Origin of the sequence: Halobellus rufus (genome assembly GCF_000739575.1) — an archaeon.
Lineage (GTDB): Archaea > Halobacteriota > Halobacteria > Halobacteriales > Haloferacaceae > Haloquadratum > Haloquadratum rufum.
Map to the genome: position 1 here is coordinate 16,782 of NZ_BBJO01000035.1, position 22,241 is coordinate 39,022.

Here is a 22,241-nt window from a genome sequence, read left to right on the forward strand (position 1 = left end):
TCGGGGGACCGTACTCGGATGGACCCTACCCGTCGGCCTGCAGCTCCGCGAACAGCCGCCGCACCCTGTCTTCGATCTCGTCGCGGATCCGCGCCACGTCCTCGGCCGACCGCCCGTCGGGGTCGGGCAGGTCCCAGTCGCGGTTCTCTCCGCCCCAGCCGGCGGGACAGACGTCCTCGGCGGAACAGCCCATCGTGATCACGTAGTCGCTGTCGCGGATCTCATCGAACGTCACCTCCCGCGGCGTTCGGTCGGCGACGTCGATCCCGGCGTCGGCCATCGTCTCGACGACCTCCGCGTGGACGGCGGCGGCCGGGCGCGTCCCGCCGGTGACGATGTCGATCCGATCCTCCAGCCCGCGCGCCGCGCGTTCGCGCCGGGCGAAGGCGTACGCCATCTGTGAGCGGCCGGCGTTCTGAACGCAGACGAAGGCGATGCGGACGGGTGCGAAGTCGGTGGGTGCTGTCATTGTGATCGGGATTCAATCGGTGTAGGCGACGGTCGCGACGTCGTCGGCGTCGGCGAAGAGGCGGTCCTTCGTGGCGAGGGCGACCCGAACGAGCGCGAGCATCACCGGCACCTCGATGAGTGGGCCGACGACGGTCGCGAGCGCGACGTTGCTCCCGATGCCGAAGACGGCGACGGCGACGGCGATCGCGAGCTCGAAGTTGTTCGACGAGGCGGTGAACGCGAGGCTGATGCTCTCGGTGTAGTCGAACCCCAACAGCGCGCTCACGCCGTAGGCGAGGCCCCACAGCGCCGTGAAGAAGACGAAGAGCGGCACGGCGATGAGCAGGATCTGCTCGGGGTTCGAGACGATGTAATCGCCCTTCAGCGCGAACATCACGACGACCGTGAAGAGCAGACCGAGCAGGCCGAACGGGCTGATCCGCGGGACGATCCGTCGATAGTACGTGTCGCGGCCGACGGTCCCGAACGCGACCTTCTGCGTGAGATAGCCCAAGAGAAGCGGGAGGCCGAGGAAGACGCCGACCATCTGCGCGATGAGGCTCATCGAGACGTCCACGGCGGTCCCTCGGAGGACGGTGAGAAAGAGGAAGGCGTACGGGACGAACAGCACGATCTGCAGCAGGCTGTTCACCCCGACGCAGACCGCACACATCTCCTGGTTCCCGCCCGCGAGTTCGTTCCACACGAGGACCATCGCGATGCACGGCGCGATCCCGACGATCACGAGCCCGGTGACGAACTCCGGGTAGCCGCCGAGGAAGAACACCGCGAGACCGTACATCACGAACGGCGCGACGAGCCAGTTGAACGCGAGGGTGATTCCGATCTCCGTGCGGGTGGTGCGGGTGACGCGGGGAATGCGCCCGTAGTCGATCTCGGCCATTATCGGGAAGATCATCACGAACAGTCCGATCGCGATCGGGAGGCTCGTGCCGTGCCACGTGACGGCGTTGAGCGCGTCGGTCACCGACGGGACGAACCGGCCGAGCAGGATCCCGAGGACCATCGCGACGCCGATCCAGAGCGTGAGGTAGCGATCGAGGACGCTCAGTTCGTCGCTCATTCGTCGCCCACCGCCCGATCGGCGGTTTCGAGCAGCGACTCGGCGAGCGGCGTGGCCGCGTAGTAGCGCCAGTTGCCGTCCTTCCGACGAGTGGCGAGGTCGGCCGCGACGAGGTCCGAGAGCGCGTGACTGACCGCGCTCTCGCTGACGTCGACGAAGAGTTCGAGCTCGCAGACGCAGAGCTCCTCCTCGGCGGCGACGAGCGCTCGGGCCAGCCGATACCGCGTCTCGTTACCGAGCGCGGCGAACGCCGGGCGCGCGGGGTCGTCGTCGAAGGCGTCCACCGCGAGATCCTGCAGGTCGTCGATTCGCCTCTCGACGTCGGCGTCACAGCAGTCCGCCAACTGATCGGCCAGGAGCCGCCGAATCCGTTCGGGTGCAGTTGCCATCGAATCTATCTTAGCTAGCGTTCAGATAAACTTAACTGATTGAATCTGGGTGCAGATAGCAACGGCGGATGTGCGGTGACCGTCGGAGGAACTCGTCGAACCGGGCGATCACCACGACGCATCCGCACCGCGGTCGATCACTCGGAATCGAATCGGCGTCGGGCTGCGGTCTCGCGACACATCAGTGAGTCCTGTACGTCCAGTGTTTCCTCGTCCGCGCCTGGAGACCGCTGCACGTAACTGCCGTCGGGTTGCAGCAGCCACGCCCGTCGGTTGTCTCTGAGGTACCGTTCGAGAATCTCGTCGAGTTCGCGCCGGACGTCCTCGTCTTCGATCGGGGTGACGGCTTCCACGCGTCGGTCGAGGTTCCGAGTCATCCAGTCGGCCGATCCGATGAAGTAGTCCGGATCACCGGCGTTCTCGAAGTAGAAGATCCGAGAGTGTTCGAGAAACGGGCCGACGATGCTCCGGACGGTGACGCTGTCGGTGACGCCCGCGACGCCCGGGCGCAGCCGACAGATGTCCCGCACGATGAGGTCGATGTCGACGCCCGCACTCCCCGCGCGGTACAGTTCCGCGACGATCTCGGGGTCTTCGAGCGCGTTCATCTTCGCGACGATCCGGCCTCCGTCACCGTTGCGAGCGTGTTCTGCTTCCCTTCGAATCCTGTCGGCGAGCCCGCCCCTGAGCGTTCCCGGGGCCACCAACAGCTTCCGGTAGTTCTCGTGGAACGAGTGCCCGGTGAAGAAGTTGAACAGCCGCGTGAGGTCGTGGCCGACGTCGGCGTCGTGGGTCATCAAGCCGAGGTCGACGTACCCCTTAGCCGTCTCGGCGTGGTAGTTTCCGGTCCCGATGTGGGAGTACAGTTGGACGCCGTCGGCCTCTCGGCGGACGACGAGGGCGGTCTTACTGTGCGTTTTCAGTCCGATCGTGCCGTAGGCGACGTGGATGCCCTCCTCCTCTAGCCGCTCGACCCAGTGGAGGTTGTTCTCCTCGTCGAACCGCGCCTTCAGTTCGACCATCACGGCTACTTGCTTGCCGTTTCGGGCCGCCTCGATGAGGCTCTCGATCACTTGGGAGTCGCGGGCGGTCCGATAGATCGCGGCCTTGATCGCGAGCACATCGTCGTCGTGGGCCGCCTCGCTGAGGAACGTCTGGACGGTCTTCTCGAAGGAGTGGTACGGATGGTGAACGAGAACGTCGTCCTCGCGAATCACGTCGAAGACGTTCCGATCGGTCTCGGCGTCTCCGACGCCAGCGAACCGCGGGTGAGGCTGTGGCGTCCAGGGGGACAGCGAGTGCTCGGATCGGTCGAGTTCAGTCAACCGAGAGAGGTGCTGGAGATTCAGCGGCGGGTCGCGCTCGAAAACCTCCCGCTCGTCGAGGTCCAGTTGCTCCATCAACAGCGACAGCACCTCGTCGGGCATCTCCCCGGAGACCTCCAACCGAACCACGGTCGCGAACCGACGGTCCCGCAGGACGCCTTCGATCATTTCGATCAGCCCCTCGGCGACCTCCTCGTTCCGGCGGACCTCCGCGTTCCGCGTGACCCGAAACGTCGACCAGTCTAGCACCTCGACGTTCGGGAACAGGAGATCCAAGTTCGCCGCAATGACTTCTTCCAGGAAGATGAACCGATCAGTCGGCTCGGCCTCCGACTCATCGATCGGCTCCGCGCCCTGCTCGCCTGCCCGCTCGGCTTGCGCATCTTCCGCCCGGGAGGCCGATGGCGCGTCCATTCCGACGTCATCGAGGATCTGGTCGATATCGAGGAGTCGGGGTTGATTTTCCGGTATCTTCACGCGGGAGAACTTCGGGTCTTCGCCCCGCTTTCTGGTCCGGACCGCCAGCGAGAGCGACAGATTTGAGATGAACGGAAACGGGTGAGCCGGGTCGAACGTCAGCGGCGTCAGCGTCGGGAGTACCTCAGCTTTGAAATGCTCGCGTAACGCGTCTCGCGCATCCGAACCGAGGTCGTCGTAGGTGAGGACTTCGATGCCGATCTGTGGTAGCGACTCCTCGATCAACACCCGAGAGCACTCGTCCTGCCGCGTCAGCAGAGCTCGAAGCGTTTCGAGCGCGAGCCGCCACTGCTCTCCGGGCGTCCGGCCGTCGGGCGTGAGGTCGGACACCTCACCGGCCATCTGCTGTTTCAGCCCTCCGATCCGCTTCATACAGAACTCGTCGAGGTTTTTCGTGAGGAGCCCCAGAAACCGCGTCCGCTCCAACAACGGGTTTCGGGGATCGATCGCTTCGTGCAGCACCCGCTTCTGGAAGGAGAGTTCAGAGAGCTCCCGGTTGAGATACCACTGCGGATCGGTGAACTCGGGGTCCGTACCCGCGGGCAGCGATATCGACGGCGCGCGGTCGACGCCGTGAATGACTCGGCCGGGGCCGGTGTCCTCGGGGTCACAGACCGTCCCGACGCCGGATCCGACGGCGTTCCGGTCCGCAGACTCCTCGCCAGATTCCCGGTCCGCTTCGACGTCGCTTGAACCGTGTTCGGGTGCGCGCTGATCGCTCATCGCAACTCAGGCGTCCAACTGCTCGGGCTCGAGAACCTTCTCGTCAGGTCGGCGCTCGTAGGTCGCCTGCGCCGGGACGCTGACGAACGAATCGTCGTAGTAGTCGTAGGCCGTCAGTGAGCCGCCGTAGACGCAGCCGGTGTCGAGGCCGGTCGCCCACTCCGTGTGAACGGGCTCGGCGAGCACCGTGTGTCCGAAGAACGTCCGCTGCGGGCCCTGATACCGCTCGAACCAGAACGGTCCGTCGTAGCCGTTCCCCGAGGGGACGGACCGACAGTTCAGCAGCGACTCGACGTCCTGCGCTCCGAGCGGTCGGGTCGGGTGGACGCCGCCGTGGACGACCAGCGCGTCCCCCCACGAGAGCGCGACGGGCATCGAACGGAGATACTGGTGATCAGCCGCATCGAGTCGTTCGAGGGTCTTCCGGTCGTGGATGAGTTTGTCCTCGTTGTTCCCGCGGACCGAACGCATATTCTCGCGCTCGCGGACGAACTCCACGACGGCTTTGCTGTCCGGGCCCTTCCGCACGAGATCGCCGACGAAAACCACGAGATCGTCCGGGCCGGGCGACAGCACGTCGATCAGGTGGCGAAGCTCGTCGATGCACCCGTGGACGTCACCGACTACGTAGATGTCGTCCCACACCGCGACATCGAGCCGCTCGTGCCGCTCGGCGACGGCTGGGTGGAAGTCCGCGTCGGAAACCGCCGCCGTCGACACGTCGGGAAGCGAGACATCCGTTGAATCGCCGCGTGACATCGCGGGTTGCTCCATACGGCTCGACCGGATGGACCGGCGTAAACAGTTGCTATGACCTCTCAATCTCGGCCTAGACGGCTATATTCCGCTACATAGCCCTCGCAACCTGCGGCAGGACGTCCTCGTAGCGGCTGGTGGGGGCGGGCCACTCTCGGGAGGTCTCGACCGGAAGAGGAGAGGGCGCCGCGTTAGTCGCGGGTCGATCCGGGAGAATACGGCTCCGCCAGCGCCCGCGCCCGTTCGAATTCCGCGTACACAGTCCCCCACTCGATCGGTGGTTCAGTGACGTTGAGAGCGCGTTCGAAGGTCGCAATGCGTTCGCGGTGTTCCCCCTGCCACGCGGGATCTCCGGCTTCCTCGAGCATCGACCGCACGGCGTCGGCGCGCGAGTTCAAGTCGTCGAGGCGATCTTCGAGCGCGGCGCACCAGCCGTCGTCGACACCGTCGCGCGCAGCCATCACGCGGAGCTCGTCGAGTTCAGCCCGGAGGTCCGAGACGAGCACCGGCACCAGTTCGACCCGGAGGGAGGCCTCGAGCCACGTTTCCTCGTCGAGGTTCTCTGTCGCCGCTCGTGCCGATTCGAGCGCGTCGGCGACGACGTCGGCGTCCTCCTCGAACGCTCGCCGTCTGCGTTCGTGCGAGTCGAGCCACGCCTCGAAGTCTTCGAGGTCGAACTGCAGTTCGTCGGCAGCCCGTTGGACGTCGTCCGCGCGCGAGGTGATCTGGATGAGGGTGCCGACAGCCTCGTACACCGCGTCGGCGTCGTCCTCGGGGTTCGAGACGCGCTGGAGTTCTGCGCCGAGTTCGGGCACACGCGCCTCGACGTCGTTTAGCGTGCTCTCGTACCGATCGAGCCGGTCGGCGACGACGTCGAGATCGGCGACGGCAGCACCGGCGCTCCGAGCGTCCTCGAAGGCGCTCCGCGCCAGTTCTGCGCGCGTCTCGGCCGTCGCGAGGCGCTTCGAAACGTCCGATACCAGTCCGTCGATTCCCTCGCGGGTCACCCCGTCGTCCGTGGTAACGCGGGCGAGCGCCGAGCGCACTTCGTCGCGTTCACGCCCCGGGTCCGCGGCGAGTATCCGCTCGACCGCCGTCTCGGTCGGGAGCCCGATAACGCCGTTTGCCTCGTCCGTTCGGTCTGGGGCCATTACGTCGGCGCTGGCGCCCGGAGCGTATATTTTCTGCCGTTCGAACATACTGTGTGCTATATACTGCTATTAGCTGACTAATTCCACTCCGTTCGGTATAGTCCTTCCAGAACCGTACGTACCGAACCGGAGCACCGTAGACCCCTATTATAAACCGCTTTTGTACACAACGCGGATCGTTCAGTTGATGTCGGGAGACTCAGAGCGTTTCGGTGACCACGTATCACGTCGGGAATTCCTCGTTGCGAGCGGGGCCGTCGGTGCCGCTGGCCTCGCCGGCTGCTCCTCGCAGTCGGAGTCGAACACGGAGGGCGCTGGCGACAGCGGCGGAGATTCGTCGGGCGGCTCCCAGCAGTCCGACTTTGAGTCCGGCTCCTCGGGTAACAGCGGCGGCTCGTCACTGCTCAACGCGGAGGGTTCCTCGACGGTCTACCCGATCTCCAACAAGGGCAGTTCCTACTGGAACTCGAACGCGCCGCCGAGCGACGGCGAATACTGGGGATCGAACTCCGAGAGCACCGTGCCCGGCTGGGAGGAACTCGGCGAGCCGGATATGATGATCGCGGACTACTTCGCGAGCTTGGCCGGGTTCGAGCCGACCGAGCAGCGCTCGGAGCCGCCGTTCCCGACGACCGTCGGCCTCTCGCACTCGGGTACCGGCTGTGAGGCCGTCGTCGACGGACTCGTCGACATCGGCAACTCCTCGGGGCCGATCACGGCCGAACTCGACTGGAGCGAGGAGCGCCGGGACGAGGAGGTCGTCGATCACGTCGTCGGCCGCGACGGGCAGCCGGTCGTCGTCAGCGGCGACGTCGCGGACGCCGGGGTCAGCCAACTCACCGGCGAGCAGGTCCGAGCGATCTTCCAAGGCGAGGTCGACAACTGGAGCGAACTCGACGGCATCGACTACGACCAGGAACTGTTCGTGATCGGCCGCGCCGAGGGCTCCGGAACCGACACCGCGTTCCGGCTCAATATGCTCGGCGACGCCGACGCGCCGATGGACGTCGACACCCGCCAAGGACAGAACCAACAGGTCGCCCAGCTCGTCTCGCAGAACGACGGTGCCATCGCGTATATGGCGCTCGCGTTCACGAGCGAGGAGGTCCAGCCCATCGGGATCGACTTCGAGGGAACGCTCTACGAGCCCGACCCCGACGCGGAGAACACCATCTTCGACAGCGAATACCCGCTCAACCGCGACCTCCACATGTACACGAAGATCACGGAGGACACCCCGAGCGGGACGGACCAGCGCGAGGCCGCGTTCATGAACATGTTCCTGACGGAGTTCGGACAGACGCTGTTCGTCGAGGACGTCAACTACATCCCCCTCCCGACCGCGGACATCGAGGCCGAACGGGAGAAGCTGAGCGACTGGATCGACTACTGAACCCAGACCGTTCGGTAGTCAGACCGCCGTGCACGACGCGGCACGCGGTCGGCTATATTTGTCCACCATATGTCATTCATTCCAGATTTCGTACGAGGCAGTCGATCGGGGCTTCGGGAGGCAGTAGACCACCGCGCTCGGCGTGCGCGCGACTTCGTCGACGAGACCGAACCCGAGGCGCTCGCGGTCGTGACGATCGTCTCTCTCTCCCTGATCGCCGCGCTCGTCGGGTTCCTACTCGTCTCGGCGTTGACTGTCGTCCCGATATCGGCCTTCCTCGTCGCCGTCACGTACGGGTGGATCCGCCACCAAGAGGTAACGGCACGTATCCTGACGCTGACGACGACTGTCTCGACGCTCTTGATACTCGGACTCATCATCGTGTTCATCTTTATCGAGTCGGTCCCGGTCATCCGCTACGAGAGCGCGACGGTGTTCGGCGTGACCGTTCCGGGGCTCCGGATGTTCGTCGAGACGCGCTGGGACGCCGTCAGCGATCCCGTCCGGTTCTCGATGGTCCCGATGATTCACGGGACGGTGATGGTGACCCTTATCGCGACAGCGGTGGCCGCACCGCTCGGGGTCTCCGCGGCGCTATTCCTTTCGGAGATCGCTCCGCCGTCCGTCCGGGAGATTGTAAAACCCGGTGTCGAGATCCTCGCCGGCATCCCCTCGATCGTGTACGGGTTCATCGGATTCACCATTCTGAGCCCGTGGGCCTCCAGCCAGTTCCGGCTCACCGGTCAGGGCACGTACCTCTTCGTCGGCGTGGTCGTCGGCCTGATGGCGCTACCGACGGTCGTCTCCGTCGCGGAAGACGCGCTTTCGAGCGTGCCCGAGTCGATCAAGAGCGGTTCGCTCGCGGTCGGGACGACCGACTGGCAGACGATGACGTCGATCACGCTGCCGGCGGCCTTTTCGGGCGTCTCCGCCGCGGTGCTACTCGGCGTCGGACGGGCCATCGGCGAGACGATGGCCGCGACGGTGATGTTGAAGGGAGTCCCGCGGCTCACCGACCCGTTGTACAACGCCTTTTACGGCCAAGAGACTCTCACGTCGATCATCGCCCGTAACTACGGCGACGCCGACGGGCTGCAGATGGACGCGCTGTTCGTCGCCGGCGTCATCCTCTTCGTTACTGTCCTGTTCATCTCCATCGGATCGCAGTACGTCGAGTGGCGGATGAAGCGGCAGTTCGGAGGTGAGGTCTGATGGCCGGCACGACGCGATCGGCGCTCGTCAACCGGACGACGTCCGGAGCGGAGTTCGCGGCCGCGGCGGCGGTCGGACTCTCGACGATCCTGTTCGTCCTGTCGATCGCCTCGCTCGCCGAACAGTTGTCGATCACCGGGTCGGTCGTCGGAGTGCCGACGGTGACGCTTCTCGGCGGAGCCTCGTCCTCCTCGGTGGCGCTGTGGCCACCTTCGGCGTGGGTTCGCGCTTGGGGTACGTCGACACGAACCCGGACAGAAGCGCCGGCCTCGTTGCCGCCGTCGCCGCCGGAATCCCGTGGGCTGTCATCTGCGGCGGCGCCGCTTCGGAGCTGCTCGGGTTCGGGACCGTCCTCGCGATCGTCGCCGGCCTTCTGACGGGCTGCCTCGTGTCCGCAGCGACGGCGTTCTCGCGGGAGGATATCGGATCGACCGTCCCGCTCGGCGCGCTCTCGATCGTCACCGGCCTCGTGTTCCTGACGAGTGTCCTCGGCCCCGAATGGGTGTGGAGCCTCGGCTGGGAGCAGCCCGCGTCGCTGACCGCCGAGTTCGTCATTCCGATCGGGACGCTTCTCAACGCGATGTTCGCGGGCTGGGCGGCGTCGAAAGCGTACGGTGGGTTCGGTGCCCGCGGCCGACACGTGGGGGCGTACGTGCTCGTCTACCTGAACGCGCTCTCGATCGTGGCCTTCCTGTTCGTCCTCGTGGCGTTCACCGTCGTCCGGGGCGTCCCGGGACTCCTCAACGGTGCGGAGTTCGGTCTGGGCGTCGGTCCGGCTACGACGATCGAACTGGCCGGATTCGGTTTCACGTTCGTCTGGCCGTTCTCCGTGCCGTTCGTGATGAACGGCGTCGCGCTATTGAACGACTTCCAAGGCGTCCTGCCTGCGATCGTCGGGACGATCTGGCTGGTCGTGGGCGCGGTCCTGTTCGCGGTGCCGCTCGGCATCGGCGCGGCGATCTTCCTGACGGAGTACGCCGAGCAGGGACCGTTCACTCAGGCCGTCGAGATCGCGACGAACGGGCTCTGGAGCACGCCCAGCATCGTCTTCGGGCTCTTCGGCTTCGCGTTCCTCATCCCCCGGTTCGGCAACAGCAAGTCGCTGCTCGCGGGGATGCTGACGCTCGGATTTATGCTGCTACCGTTGGTCCTCATCACGAGCCGCGAGGCGATGATCTCCGTCCCCGACGAGTACCGCGACGCCAGCGCGGCCCTCGGCGTCTCGAAGTGGCAGACGATTCGGAGCGTCGTGCTACCGGCCGCGCTCCCCGGCGTCGTGACCGGGGTGATCCTCGGAGTGGGACGGATCGCTGGCGAAACGGCGCCAATTCTCCTGACGATGGCGGGCGGAACCTTCGTCCCAGGGAGTCAGACGGCGGACGTGATCGGCGGTTTCGGGTTCGTCGCGTCGCCGCCGTTCGTGACGAACCCGGAACTGCTCCAAGCGACGTCGGCGCTCCCGTACCAACTGTTCGCGCTCATCACCGCCGGGGTGGGCCTCGGCGACAACGTCGCCAACCCCGACGAGTTCCGGTGGGCGACGGCGTTGGTCCTGCTCGTCGTGGTCCTGTCGTTCTACGCGGTCGGGATCGCGACGCGGTACTACTTCCGGAGGAAACTGAGCTATGAGTGAGATCGAATCCACACAGACCCAAACGCATCAGTCGACGGCGAGCCAGCCGTCGCAGACGACGAACGGTGAATCGGACGAACAGCTTCGCGAGGCGTGGACCGACCACGCGTTCGACGGCGACACGAAACTCGCCGTCGATGGACTCGACGTCCACTACGGCGACGACCACGCGTTGAAAGACGTCTCGATGGAGATACCCGAACGGAGCGTCACGGCGCTCATCGGGCCGTCGGGGTGCGGGAAGTCGACCTTTCTCCGCTGTCTCAACCGGATGAACGATCGGATACCGTCCGCTCGCGTCGACGGGTCGGTCCGGCTCGACGGCTCCGAGCTCTACCAGGAGGGCGTCGACTTGGTAGAACTGCGAAAGCGCGTCGGGATGGTGTTCCAGTCGCCGAACCCGTTCCCGAAGTCGATCCGGGACAACATCTCTTACGGGCCGCGAAAACACGGCGATATCGACACCGGATTGATCGCCCGGATGATCGGTCGGAGCGACGAGCGACAGGAGCGCCAACTGGTCGAACAGTCGCTCAGGCAGGCGGCGCTGTGGGACGAGGTCCGCGACCGGCTCGATGACAACGCGCTCGGGCTCTCGGGCGGACAGCAACAGCGGCTCTGCATCGCTCGGGCGCTCGCGACCGATCCCGAGGTGTTGCTGATGGACGAGCCGGCGTCCGCGCTGGACCCGATCGCGACCTCGAAGATCGAAGAGCTCATTCACGAACTCTCGCGCGAGTACACGGTCGTGATCGTGACCCACAACATGCAACAGGCCGAGCGGATCTCCGATCAGACCGCGGTGTTTCTCACCGGCGGCAAACTCGTCGAATACGGCGATACCGAACAGATATTCGACGACCCGCGCAGTCAGCGCGTCGACGATTACATCAGCGGCAAGTTCGGCTGACACCGCCGGGCCGGCGCGTTGGGACCGTATCGCGCGGAGCAGCCACTTTCAGCGAACGCGGACGAAACCGATGGAAACACGGAAAATACAGCGGGTGAGTCACGGCACGTTTACGGTGTCGCTACCGCGTGAATGGGCCACCGAGCAGGACCTCTCTGCGGGTGACGTCGTCAACATCCACGCCCGGCTCGACGGGACGCTCGTCGTCCAACCGACCGAGGACGACCTCGCGCGGATCGAAGTCCGAGTCGATGAGGAGACGCCGGCACAGCTTTCTCGACTCCTCAGGGCGGCGTATGCGGCTGGGGCGCTCGAAGTCGACGTGTACGCGGAGGAGCTGGCGGCCGAGCAGCGGGCCGCGATCCGATCGGCGGTTCGGTCGCTGTCGGGCGTCACTATCGCCGAAGAGTCCGATTCCCGCGTGGCAGTGCGGAACGTCCTCGACTCCGCGCAGGTTTCGATCCGACAGTCGGTCCGTCACCTCCAGTTCGTCGCCCTGTCCCGCCACCGCGAGGCGACGGAGGCGTTGTGCGATCCCGACGTCGAGACACAGCCGGCAGCGGAGGGCGGCCGCGGGACCCACTTGGCGGCGATGGTCGAGCGGTACTTCGTCCGGAGCCTCTCGCGCCTCGACGAGATCGACCGACTCGGCGAAACCCGACCGGACCTGTTCTGCTTTCGCCGACTGGCCGCGGAGTTCACGCGGATGGACGCCTGTGCGGGCCGGATCGCGACCGTTGCCTCCGCCGACGAAATCGACCGGTTCGGGCCCCGCGACGAGGGGGTGCTGGTCGAGATCGAAGCGATCGCCGGTGACATCCGAGCGGCCGTCGAGACGGCCGCCGACGCCGTCTTCGATCCCGATCCGACGGCCGTCTGGTCGGTCTTCGACGTTCGCGAGGCCGTGGATACGGCGATCGACGACCTCGAACGTCGGCTGTTCGCTTCCCCGGACGTCGATTACCGGACGGGGCGCGTGCTCGCCGCACTCCGGCGGTCGGCGGACGTCGCGGCCTCGATTGCGGGGCTCGCGCTTCGACGGGATCTCCGCCTCGGGGCCCTCGGTTCCGGAGCAGCCGGCGGCGAGGCGTCTACGGGGATCGACGGCTCTCCGCCCGCGTCTCACGCGGAAGACTGAGGACTTCGAGTCCGGAACACGAGTGCGAGATTATTAAGTCGATGACGCGGGAGGAGGGGGTATGGCGACCTCGCGGGACTGGATCGGCGCGCGCGCGTCGGTCGTGCTGACGCTGCTGGTCGGCGTGCTGTCTGTCGTCACCGGCATCGCCAACATCGGCGTCGGTAGCGGCGCCGACTTCCAACTTTTTGGCGTGCTCGTCCCCGGCGTGGTTCGGCAGATCACCGCCTTCAGCGGGACGCTGACCGGCTTCGTCCTGCTGATCTGTGCGTTCGGGCTTCAGCGCCGTCTCCGCGCGGCGTGGTACGGCACGCTCGTGCTGTTCCCGGTCACCGCCGCGCAGGGGGTGCTGCAGTCCTCACAGCTTTCGTTCCCGCTGATCGCGCTCTCCGTGCTCTCGCTCGTGATCGTCGGCGTGAACGTCCGGGCGTTCGACCGCGAGATCTCGCTGACGACGACGCAGATCGCGTCGCTGGCGGCGCTCGCCGGCGCGCAGGCGTACGGGACGGTCGGCGCGTTCGCGCTCCGCGAGGAGTTCGGCGACAGCGTCACCACGCTGTTGGACGCGTTCTACTTCTCGCTCGTCACCGGCAGCACGGTCGGATACGGCGACATCACGCCGGAATCGGCGGTCGGCAAGCTGTTCGCGCTGTCGGTGCTGCTGGTGACGGTCTCGTCGTTCGCGGTCGTGCTCGGGGTCGTGTTCACGCCGCTCATCGAAGCGCGGTTTTCAAAGGCACTCGGACGTATGACAGAAGAACAACTCGACGTACTGGAGAACCACGTCCTCGTACTCGGTTTCGGGGACCTGACGGAACCGATTCTCGAAGAACTCGCGGAGAAGGCCGACGTGCTCGTCGTCGTCGACGACGAGGAGCGCGCGCGACGTCTCTCGGATCGGGGCTACACCGTGCTCACCGACGATCCGAGCGACGAGGAGGCGCAGCGCCGCGGGAAGGTCGACCTCGCGCGGGCGGTCGTCGCCGCCACCAACAACGACGCCGAGGACGCGCTGACGATTCTCACCGCGCGACAGCTCAACCCGGACGTGACCATCGTCGCGGCGGCGACGCAGCGGGAGAACGTGAACAAGCTGAAACGCGCGGGCGCGGACACCGTCATCAGTCCGGCGACGCTGGGCGCGCACTTCCTCGCCGAATCCGCGCTGGGCAAGCGTGGCGCAGAGACGATCGAACATCGGCTGTTGGGAGACAACGGAGGCGGCGACATCGAAGCCGCCGCCGAGGCGGTCGAAGCCGTGGACGGCGATCCGGGAGACGACGACGCTGGAGGCGGCAGTGCGGTGGATGCCGACTCAGTAGACGGCGACCCCGAGGACGGCAGTTCGGTAGACCACGAGGCGGGAGCCGGGTCCGACTCGGCGGCGTTCGACTTCGGTGACGACGCGACGGGGATGCGACCGGTCGCCCCGAAAAGTGACGTAGCCCCGATACATCCCCGGTGTCGTCCCGGGTCGAGAGCGCCTCCGCTCGGACCTACGGCGTCCCGCGGTCGAACACCGCGACGTCGCAGTCGAGCCCTTCGAGCCGCTGGAACATCGGGGGCGAGACGAACCGCGAGGCGGGCGAGCGCTCGCCGCTGGACCCGAGGACGACGAGGTCGTAGTTGCCCGCGTTCTCCGCGAGGAACGCGGTCACCGAACTGCGGGCCACGCGCGTCTCGACGTTTCCGTCCACCGTCTCGACGAGGTGATCCAGGTGCGTTTCCGCGCGCCGCCGGTTGCGGTCGCCGTCGATACACGTGGTGACGCTGACGACGCCCCCGCCGTGCGTGAGTCGCGTCGCGAAATCGAGCATCGCGTGGGCGGTGTCCCCGGGGCGCGCGACGAGGACGAGGACGCGCCGCCACCGTCGGCGGTCGGCGGACGACCGGAACGCGACGGCGTCGAGTTCGCCGTCGAAGATTCCGCGGACGAACCCCGAGAGCGCGCCGTGTTCGGATTCGTATGGCGTCACGACCAGATCGCAGTTGGCGTTGCGCGCGGCGTCCAGCGTCGCCGGGACGGGATCGCCGCGGACGACGACGACCTCACAGGGGACGCCGATCCGCGTGCGGACCGTCGCGGCCGTCCGTTCGAGTCGGTCGACGCGTTCGGCGGTCTCGGGTGGAAGCCCCGCATCGATCTCCGCGGAATCGTCGGCGACGGGTTCCGAGTCGGACTCGTCGCTGTCGCCTGCTCCGTCGCTCACGACGTCACAGAGGACGACCTTCCCCGCCTCGTGGGCGGCGGCGAGCCGCGCGCCGAACAGCGCGGTGCGCTCGGCGGCCTCGCCGCGCATCGGCACGAGCACGTGATCGTCGCCGCGGACCGTCTCGTAGAGGTAGGTCGCGCGCTTCTCGTAGAACTGCTCGCGCCAGAGGTAGAACGCCCCCGCGACCAGCGAGGAGGCCACGGCGACGCTGACGACGTAGGTCGCCGGGTCGACGTCGCCCGTCACGAGCGCCAAGAGCGCCGTCGCGAACGCCGAGGGTGCCTCGACGTCGGCCGCCCACGTGACCGCGCCGGTGAGGAATATCGCCAGCGCCGCGCTCTCCGGGAGGACGGTTCCGGGCTCGACACCGCCGTACGCCCAGACGGTCGCCGTGTAGGCGGCGAGTCCGCACAGCGCCCCCACGCTCAGACTCGCCACGAACCGGACCGGGTCCGCGTGCTCGCCTTCGGGGTCCGAAAAGAGCGTGTACGTCCCGGACGCCAGCGGCGGGAACAGGAGGAACGACAGCGTCTGCACCTGATTCGAGAGGTAGGTGACGAACCCGATGAGGACCGGGACGAAGAGGACGATCGACAGGTGCAGTAAGTTGCTGGTCGTCTGGATCCACCGGCGGAACTCCCCGAGTTCGCGGCGCTCGACCCGCCGGATGCGACTCCGCAGCGCGGCGATCCGTTCGCGGGTCGTCTCGAACAGACCGAGTACCGCGTCGAGGAGCCGCCGCCGGGGCATCTACGCGAGATCGACGACCGCGTCGAGCGTCAGCGCGATCGCGCGCTCGACGTTGTTCTTGGCCTTCTCGGGCAGTTCCTCGTCGGAGTCCGCGCCCTTCTGCGTACCCTCGACCAGGTTGCCGTCGACGGTGCAGATCGCCCCCGCGGCGAGGCCCTTCCGGCGGGCCAGCGAGAAGACGGCCGCGGCCTCCATCTCGATCGCGAGCAGGTTCGCCGCCTCCCACTCCTCGACGTACGCGTCGCTCTCGTTGTAGAACGCGTCGTCCGAGACAATCGGACCGACGTGAACGTCCTCGTCGTTCTCCTCGGCGGAATCGACGAGCGCCGAGAGCACGTCGTAGTCGGGGACGGCCGGGATCACGCTGTCCTCGTGCGCTTCGAGGTGCCCTCCTCCTTCGCCGCGCCGGTCGCGACGACCATGTCGCCGATCTCGATGCCGCGCTGGAGCGCCCCCGTGGTGCCGACGCGGATCACGGTCTCGACGCCGACGCGGGAGAGTTCCTCGACGGCGATAGCGGCGGAGGGACAGCCGATCCCCGTCGAACAGATGGTGAGCGGGACGCCCTCGTAGGTGGCGTTGACGATCTTGTACTCCCGGTTCTGCGAGACGGTCTCGGCGTCCTCACACTGGGCGGCGATGCGGTCGACGCGCCCGGGGTCGCCCGGGATGAGCGCGATGTCGTGGACGTCGCCCGATTCGACGAGTAGATGCGGCTGTTTCGCCATATCGGGTGCTCACGCGACGCGGTGAAAAGCGACGCGGTCAGCCGTCGGAGACCACCGTACCCGAGGCGTCCCTCACACGGCGCTCGTGAACACCGGGACGGTGACGCCGAGGACGACGCCGAAGACGACCGCCGAGCGCAGCCACTTCCCGCGGACGGCCGTCGCGCGCTCCTCGTAGATCCCCCGGCCCGCGCGCGGGAGTACGACGTGCGCGAAGAACGCGTAGACGAACGCCGAGACGGCGACCGTCGCGACGAGGTGCCCCAGCGTGAGGACGCCCCCGATCGGGTGGAGGTCCGGCGTGACCGCCGCGAAGAGGAGATAGCTGATCGCGTACAGCACGCCGGCGACCGCGCCGGTGACGTGGTGGACGACGAGCGCCTCGCCGAAGGAGGTCTCCGTCGGCGGCTTTCGGCGGAGGAGTCCGGCCGCGACGTAGGCGGGAGTGAACCCGTCTTCCTGTCGCGACATCGGGACGTTCATCACGAGCGCGCCGAGGAGGCCACAGCCGGCGCAGGTGAGGACGAAGCGCGCGAGTTCACGCCCCCCCCGCGTCCGTCGCGCCGATCGCCGCCGTCGACAGCGTCCACTGGCCGAGATCGGCGAGCGAAGCGGCGAGAGATGTGAGTGCAACTGAGGCCACGAACACCCGCACCTCTTGCCGAACCGGTAAAAACGCACCTGATTCGAGGGAGTGTAGTCAACGGGTAGACACGATCTCTCGCTCTCACTCACCGAGGAACGCGCGGATGCGCTCCCACGCGAGCGACGTCCGCGCCCCGGGTGCCTTCGAGGCGAGCGCCCCGCAGGCGTTCGCCACTTCGAGCGCGCGGCGGTCGTCCGCGCCGCCGACGCGCGCGGCGATGAACCCCGCCGCGAAGGCGTCGCCCGCGCCGGTCGTGTCGACGACGTCGATCGGATACCCCGGGTGGGCCGTTCGGCGCTCGCCGTCGCGGACCTCCGCCCCGTCCGGCCCGTGTTTGAGGACGAGCGTCTGCTCACGCAGGTCGAAGGCGTCGAGCGCGAGAGCGGCCTCCCGGTCGTTCAAGAAGAGGTAATCGACCGACGTCAACGCCGGGCCGTAGCCGCGCTCGCCGATCCGCCGGCCGGGATCGAAACTCACGGGGACGTCGTGTTCGCGTGCCCGTTCGGCCAACCGGGCCGCCGTCTCGGGGCGCTGACTCGTCAGGTGGAGGTGGTCGGCGGCAGCGAGCGTCGCCGCCGAGAGGTCAGACGCCTCGAACTCCTCGTTGGCACCGGGACAGCCCAACACCATCACCTCTCCCGACGGCTCCACGACGATGTACTTCGTCGTGGTCTCCGCGCCGGGGACAGTGACCACCTTGTCGACGTCGACGCCGTCGCCGACGAGTTCGTCGAGCGCCCGCCGTCCGCGGTCGTCGTCGCCGACGCTGCCCACGAGCGTCGCCTCGACGTCGAGGTCCGAGAGGCCGGTCGCGACGTTCGCGGCGCTGCCGCCACCGCCGCAGCGGCGCTCGTCGACGTTCACCTCGCCGTCGGGATCCGGGAGGGCGGCGACGCGCAGGGTGACGTCCCAGTTCAGGTGGCCGGCGCAGATGACGTTCGACATACGGCGAACCGACGCGTGGGCGCGACAAAAACGCTCGGTCGGGCTCGCCGCACGCGGGTACGGATCGCCGATCCCGACCGCCGAATCCCCGACACGCGCCTCACGCGGGCGCGCTGATCGTGAACAAGAGCGCGTTGTGGGTCGCCGGACCGAGGCCGACGGCCGCGACGAAGCCGAGAAGCAGCCGCGACTCCGCCGGGTCGGACTCGACGAGGTCCGCGAAGAGCCACACCACGACCGACGCGACCGCGATCTTCACGAGCACGAACAGCCAGCCCGCGCCGAGCACCGGTTCGGTCGGCAACCCCGCCGCGAACTCGATGATGAGCCGCGAGAGCGGCGTCCGCTCGCCGAAGCCGAGCAGGTCGATCCCGACCGCGGTCGTGACGCCGTCGAGGACGTGCGCGAACACCGCGAACGCGCCGAGGAGCCCCGTCTTGCGCACCTCCGGAAGCGCGCGCGTGAGGCCGGCCCAGATCGCCCCCGCGAGCGCCACCGCCGCGAGGACGCCGGCGGCGGGGACCGCCGGTGACAGCGTCCCCCGCGACGCGCCGACGAGGAGGACGGCCACGACGGCCGCCACGGCGAGGAGACCGCCGACGAGGCCGAGCGTAGGGGCGACGCGGTCTGGATCGGAGAGCGCGTCCGCCGCCGTCCAGATTGCGACGGCGAGAACCGCGACGGAGACGTAGACGGCTGGCGTCCCCGCGAGCGGTCGGGCGAGCGCGGGGAGCGCGTCCTCGATGTAGAGGACGTGCAGCGCGGATCCGAGCACCATCCACGGCGCGAACGCGAGCACCACGGGCGTCGTGACCGCCGGGGCGCGGCGGTACGCCTCGCGGCCGACGACCGCAGCAGCGACGAGGAGCGCCGCGAGGTACGGCAGCGGCGGCAGCGCGAACCTTCGGGGAGAATCGCCATACTCCCGCAACCGGATCCGGAATACAAAACACCTCCCTTCTCGTCGCGGTGAGTTACCCCCGAGGCCACCGGAGCGCGGCGGGTCCTGGTTGGTTCTCGAGAGCCCGGCTGTACTGAACGCTTCGCGTCGCCGCGGAGCCCATTGCCGTCCACCCAGTCCGCTTTCGACGCCCCGGACCGATCCCGTCGCTTTTTCTCGTTCGGAGCCGAGACCGGGCGTATGGACAGAGCCGAGTTCGCCGCCCGCATCGACCACACGGTGCTGGGGCCGACGACGACGCCCGGAGACGTCGAACGCGTCCTCGACGAGGCCGAACGCCACGGAATGAACGCCTGCATCCCGCCGTGCTACGTCGACGAGGCCGCCGACTACGCGCCCGACGTCACGCTCGCGACGGTCGTCGGCTTCCCGCACGGACAGCACTCGACGGCTGCCAAGCACGAGGAGGCGGTCGACGCCTGGCAGAACGGGGCCGACGAACTAGATATGGTGATCAACGTCGGCCGGCTGAAAGCCGGCGAGGACGAGCGGGTCGAAACCGACATCGCGGAGGTCGTCGCCGCCGTTCCGGTTCCGGTGAAGGTCATCATCGAGACGGCGCTGCTCGATCAGTCGGAGAAACGCCGCGCCTGCGAGGCCGCCGTCGACGCCGGAGCCGACTTCGTCAAGACGTCTACTGGATTCGCCGACGGCGGCGCGACCGTCGAAGACGTCGAACTGATGGCGGAGTACCTCCCGGTAAAAGCCAGCGGCGGCGTCGGTTCCTACGCGGAGGCGATGGCGATGTTCGACGCCGGAGCCGAACGGATCGGCGCGTCCGCGGGCGTCGAACTCGTCGAGGGATTCCCCGCAGACGGCGGCGCGTAGATCGGTAGCGCGCCGCCGCGGTGGGTTCGATCCGCCCTACTCTTCGCGCATCTCGCCGAGCCGGTCGACGAGCGCGTCGGTCTCGACATCGGAGTGGACGCTGACGTCGCCGTCGTGGTCGTGTTCGTGGACGTTGACGGCCTCGCCGTCGTCTTCGTCCGTCGTCTGTTCCTGCTGTTCGGACTCGTCGTAGCTCCCGAAGCCCATACGAGGAGATTCGCTCGGCTACGGAAGAACCACACGAAGTCGGGGCCGAACGGCCCCCGGTGACACACCTCGTCGACTGCGGGAGCGCTGCCGCTTCGGGGTCAGTAGTCTTTTGAGACGCTGGCGAGAACCCCGGGGTACTATGACAGTCGGAGGGGCCGGTCCGAGGTCTCTGGCCGCGGGGTCCGCGCGGAGACGACGAGCCCCCCGCGTCGTCGAGGGAACTGTCTGCGGCACGTCGGCGACGGCCTTCCGACAGGGGCGAGCGATCGTAGACGAATCGACGTTCGGCGGGCGGCACAGACGGGACGGGGTCCAATAGATGGTCAGTGAGTCGACGCGGCGGATCCTCGCCGGCGGCGGGGTCTCGGTCCTCGGGACGGTCGTCACCGTCGTCACCCTCTTCGACGTCTACGAGGACCTCGCGGTACAGGGCGTCCCGGTGACGCTCACCCTCTTCGAGAACGCCCTTCCACTGGTGCTCAACCTCTCACTCGTCGCCGCGGGCCTGCTCGTCGTCGCCGACGAGTCCCTTCGAGCCGAGTTCGTGACCCGCACGACGAAGTGGACGATCCTCGGGGGGTTCTCGCTGCTCTCGATGATCGGGTGGGTGTACTACTTTCAGGCCCGGCAGGGACAGATCAAACCGGCCATCCTGTTCAGCCACGTCGTCTCGATGGGCGCGGTCGCGGGGCTCGCCGTGGGCGTCTACGACGGGCAACGCCGCGAACGAGAGGCGCAACTGGCCGGCGAGCGCGACAAGATCCTCGCGCTATTCGAGAACAGCTCAGACTGTATCGCGGAGGTCGAGTTCGTGGAGGGCCGGCCGATCGTCCGCGAGGTCAACCCCGCGTTTCTGGAGGTCTTCGGGTTCGAGCGATCGGAGATCGTCGGCAGTTCGCTGGACGAGACGATCATCCCCGACTCGGAGAGAGACGGCGCCTCCGACCTCACCGACCGCGCGAACCGCGGCGAGCAGTTCGAGATCGAGGAGGTGATCCGACGGACCGCCGACGGGGATCTCCGCGTCGCCAAACTGCAGGTCGTGCCGTTCTCGGCCTCGGAGTCGACGGGGGACATCTACGCGGTGTATACGGACATCACCGCCGAGCACCGATACGAACAGCGGATCACGGCGCTGCACGAGTCCACGCGGAACCTCGTGACCATCGGGTCCGTCGAGGGGATCGCCGAAGCGACGGTCACGGCCGTCGAGGAAGTGCTTGACCTCCACTACACCAGCGTCCACCTGTACGACTCCGGAACCGATCGGCTGTCTCCGGCGGCCTACACCGACGACGTCGAGGAGCTTCTCGGGACCCCGCCCGCGTTCGGACCGGGCGAGGCGATCGCGTGGGACGTGTTCCGGGCGGAGACGGCCCGCTACGTCGAAGACGTCCGGGCCGACCCCGACGCCTACAACGACGACTCGCCGCTCGGGAGCGAACTCGTCGTTCCGCTGCAGGGGTTCGGCGTCCTCCTGATCGGCGCGGAGGAACCGAACGCGTTCGACGAGACGGACTTCTCGCTCGCGAAGATCCTCGCGGCGAACGTCGAGGTCGCGATGGAGCGCGCCGAGCGGGAGGCGGAGCTCGAACGCCAGAACGAGCAGTTGGAGACGTTCACCAGCATCGTCTCCCACGATCTCCGGAACCCGCTCAGCGTCGCGAGCGGTTATCTCGAACTCGCCCGCGAGGGCGACGAGGCCGCGTTCGACCGGGTCGAGACCGCTCTCGAACGGATGGACGAACTGATCGCGAACCTGCTGACGCTCGCCCGCCAGGGCGAGGCGATCGACGAGGTGGTACCGGTGACCGTGGGCTCGATCGCAGAGCGCGCGTGGAACAACACGGAGACCGCCGACGCGACGCTCGCCGTCGAGGCCGACGGCGAACTCGAAGCCGATCCCGCGCGACTCCAGCAACTCCTCGAAAACCTGTTTACGAACGCCGTCGAGCACGCCGGAGACGACGTCACCGTCCGCGTCTCGGCGACCGACGCCGGGTTCGTCGTCGAGGACGACGGCCCCGGGATCTCCGAATCGGAGCGCGACGACGTGCTCGCGCAGGGGTACACGACGCGGGAGGGCGGCACGGGATTCGGGCTGGCGATCGTCGACAAGATCGCGAGCGGTCACGGGTGGTCGATCCGGATCGAAGAGGGCGACGACGGCGGCGCGAAGTTCGTCTTCGAGGCGCAGTAGCCCCGGAGCGCTCCCCGGAGTTGTGAGGGGGGACGATCGCGTCGTCGTCGAAATCGCCAATTCCGTCGAAAATCGACTTCGTCGATCGTCTAAACGCCGATCGAAAAAATATGGAGTTA

Annotated in this window: 17 protein-coding genes and 3 pseudogenes; 8 read left to right on the forward strand and 12 right to left on the reverse strand. The window is 67.4% G+C overall.

All coding sequences use genetic code 11. From position 1 onward, the window contains the following. Nucleotides 1-25: 25 nt before the first annotated feature. From ACP99_RS14155 to ACP99_RS14180, 6 genes are all read right to left on the reverse strand, one after another. Nucleotides 26-469, reverse strand: a complete 444-nt coding sequence (locus ACP99_RS14155; protein ID WP_049987226.1) for an arsenate-mycothiol transferase ArsC — start codon at nt 467-469, stop codon at nt 26-28. A 12-nt stretch (nt 470-481) separates the two neighbouring features. After that, nucleotides 482-1,534 carry an ACR3 family arsenite efflux transporter gene (gene arsB, locus ACP99_RS14160; RefSeq protein WP_049987227.1) on the reverse strand — a complete coding sequence of 351 codons (1,053 nt, stop codon included), beginning with the start codon at nt 1,532-1,534 and terminating at the stop codon, nt 482-484. Further along, on the reverse strand, nt 1,531-1,923 hold the full coding sequence (locus ACP99_RS14165) for a metalloregulator ArsR/SmtB family transcription factor (protein ID WP_049987228.1): 393 nt from the start codon (nt 1,921-1,923) through the stop codon (nt 1,531-1,533). The genes arsB and ACP99_RS14165 overlap by 4 nt, the downstream gene beginning before the upstream one ends. Before the next feature lie 137 nt (nt 1,924-2,060). After that, a complete protein-coding gene (ppk1, locus tag ACP99_RS14170) occupies nt 2,061-4,448 on the reverse strand; it encodes a polyphosphate kinase 1 (protein ID WP_049987229.1) in 2,388 nt (795 codons plus the stop codon). A gap of 6 nt (nt 4,449-4,454) precedes the next feature. Next, nucleotides 4,455-5,207 (reverse strand): metallophosphoesterase family protein, encoded by a 753-nt coding sequence (locus ACP99_RS14175; RefSeq protein ID WP_049987247.1) that lies wholly within the window; start codon nt 5,205-5,207, stop codon nt 4,455-4,457. A 188-nt stretch (nt 5,208-5,395) separates the two neighbouring features. Further along, nucleotides 5,396-6,355 (reverse strand): hypothetical protein, encoded by a 960-nt coding sequence (locus ACP99_RS14180; RefSeq protein ID WP_049987230.1) that lies wholly within the window; start codon nt 6,353-6,355, stop codon nt 5,396-5,398. Between the two features lie 187 nt (nt 6,356-6,542). Between ACP99_RS14180 and ACP99_RS14185 the strand changes: the two genes are divergently transcribed. The 6 genes and pseudogenes from ACP99_RS14185 to ACP99_RS19390 form a co-directional block, all read left to right on the forward strand. After that, complete coding sequence (locus ACP99_RS14185) at nt 6,543-7,748, forward strand: PstS family phosphate ABC transporter substrate-binding protein (RefSeq protein WP_049987248.1); 1,206 nt, start codon at nt 6,543-6,545, stop codon at nt 7,746-7,748. A gap of 69 nt (nt 7,749-7,817) precedes the next feature. Beyond that, nucleotides 7,818-8,960: a phosphate ABC transporter permease subunit PstC gene (gene pstC / locus ACP99_RS14190; protein WP_049987231.1), complete on the forward strand. Its 1,143-nt coding sequence runs from the start codon at nt 7,818-7,820 to the stop codon at nt 8,958-8,960. Then, nucleotides 8,960-10,593: pseudogene (gene pstA / locus ACP99_RS14195) on the forward strand (phosphate ABC transporter permease PstA). The gene pstC and the pseudogene pstA overlap by 1 nt, the downstream one beginning before the upstream one ends. Beyond that, nucleotides 10,586-11,503 carry a phosphate ABC transporter ATP-binding protein PstB gene (gene pstB, locus ACP99_RS14200; RefSeq protein ID WP_049987232.1) on the forward strand — a complete coding sequence of 306 codons (918 nt, stop codon included), beginning with the start codon at nt 10,586-10,588 and terminating at the stop codon, nt 11,501-11,503. Before pstA ends, pstB begins: the two are co-directional and overlap by 8 nt. Nucleotides 11,504-11,573: 70 nt before the next feature. Further along, nucleotides 11,574-12,641, forward strand: coding sequence for an AbrB/MazE/SpoVT family DNA-binding domain-containing protein (locus ACP99_RS14205; RefSeq protein ID WP_156105742.1), 1,068 nt, complete (start codon nt 11,574-11,576; stop codon nt 12,639-12,641). 61 nt (nt 12,642-12,702) lie between these two features. Further along, nucleotides 12,703-13,926: pseudogene (locus ACP99_RS19390) on the forward strand (NAD-binding protein); the annotation flags it as partial. Between the two features lie 211 nt (nt 13,927-14,137). On the opposite strand, the gene ACP99_RS14210 reads toward ACP99_RS19390, so the two are convergent. The 5 genes and pseudogenes from ACP99_RS14210 to ACP99_RS14230 form a co-directional block, all read right to left on the reverse strand. Next, nucleotides 14,138-15,604, reverse strand: coding sequence for a universal stress protein (locus tag ACP99_RS14210; RefSeq protein ID WP_049987234.1), 1,467 nt, complete (start codon nt 15,602-15,604; stop codon nt 14,138-14,140). Beyond that, nucleotides 15,605-16,332 (reverse strand): annotated as a pseudogene (locus ACP99_RS14215) (nucleoside phosphorylase). It abuts the gene before it with no gap. Between the two features lie 72 nt (nt 16,333-16,404). Continuing rightward, nucleotides 16,405-16,803 carry a hypothetical protein gene (locus ACP99_RS14220; RefSeq protein ID WP_331280782.1) on the reverse strand — a complete coding sequence of 133 codons (399 nt, stop codon included), beginning with the start codon at nt 16,801-16,803 and terminating at the stop codon, nt 16,405-16,407. A 256-nt stretch (nt 16,804-17,059) separates the two neighbouring features. Further along, the gene (locus ACP99_RS14225; RefSeq protein ID WP_049987235.1) at nt 17,060-17,923 is read right to left on the reverse strand and encodes a carbohydrate kinase family protein; all 864 of its coding nucleotides are present in this window, start codon (nt 17,921-17,923) and stop codon (nt 17,060-17,062) included. Nucleotides 17,924-18,023: 100 nt separating this feature from the next. Next, entirely contained in the window at nt 18,024-18,854 is an 831-nt protein-coding gene (locus tag ACP99_RS14230) for a DUF63 family protein (protein WP_049987236.1), read from the reverse strand. 210 nt (nt 18,855-19,064) lie between these two features. On the opposite strand from ACP99_RS14230, the gene deoC reads away from it, so the two are divergent. Continuing rightward, on the forward strand, nt 19,065-19,712 hold the full coding sequence (deoC, locus tag ACP99_RS14235) for a deoxyribose-phosphate aldolase (protein WP_049987237.1): 648 nt from the start codon (nt 19,065-19,067) through the stop codon (nt 19,710-19,712). 36 nt (nt 19,713-19,748) lie between these two features. Here the strand turns inward: deoC and ACP99_RS14240 are convergent, their stop codons facing one another. Next, nucleotides 19,749-19,919 carry a DUF5786 family protein gene (locus tag ACP99_RS14240; RefSeq protein WP_049987238.1) on the reverse strand — a complete coding sequence of 57 codons (171 nt, stop codon included), beginning with the start codon at nt 19,917-19,919 and terminating at the stop codon, nt 19,749-19,751. 322 nt (nt 19,920-20,241) lie between these two features. Between ACP99_RS14240 and ACP99_RS14245 the strand changes: the two genes are divergently transcribed. Then, nucleotides 20,242-22,122 (forward strand): PAS domain-containing sensor histidine kinase, encoded by a 1,881-nt coding sequence (locus ACP99_RS14245; protein WP_049987239.1) that lies wholly within the window; start codon nt 20,242-20,244, stop codon nt 22,120-22,122. Nucleotides 22,123-22,241 lie beyond the last annotated feature (119 nt).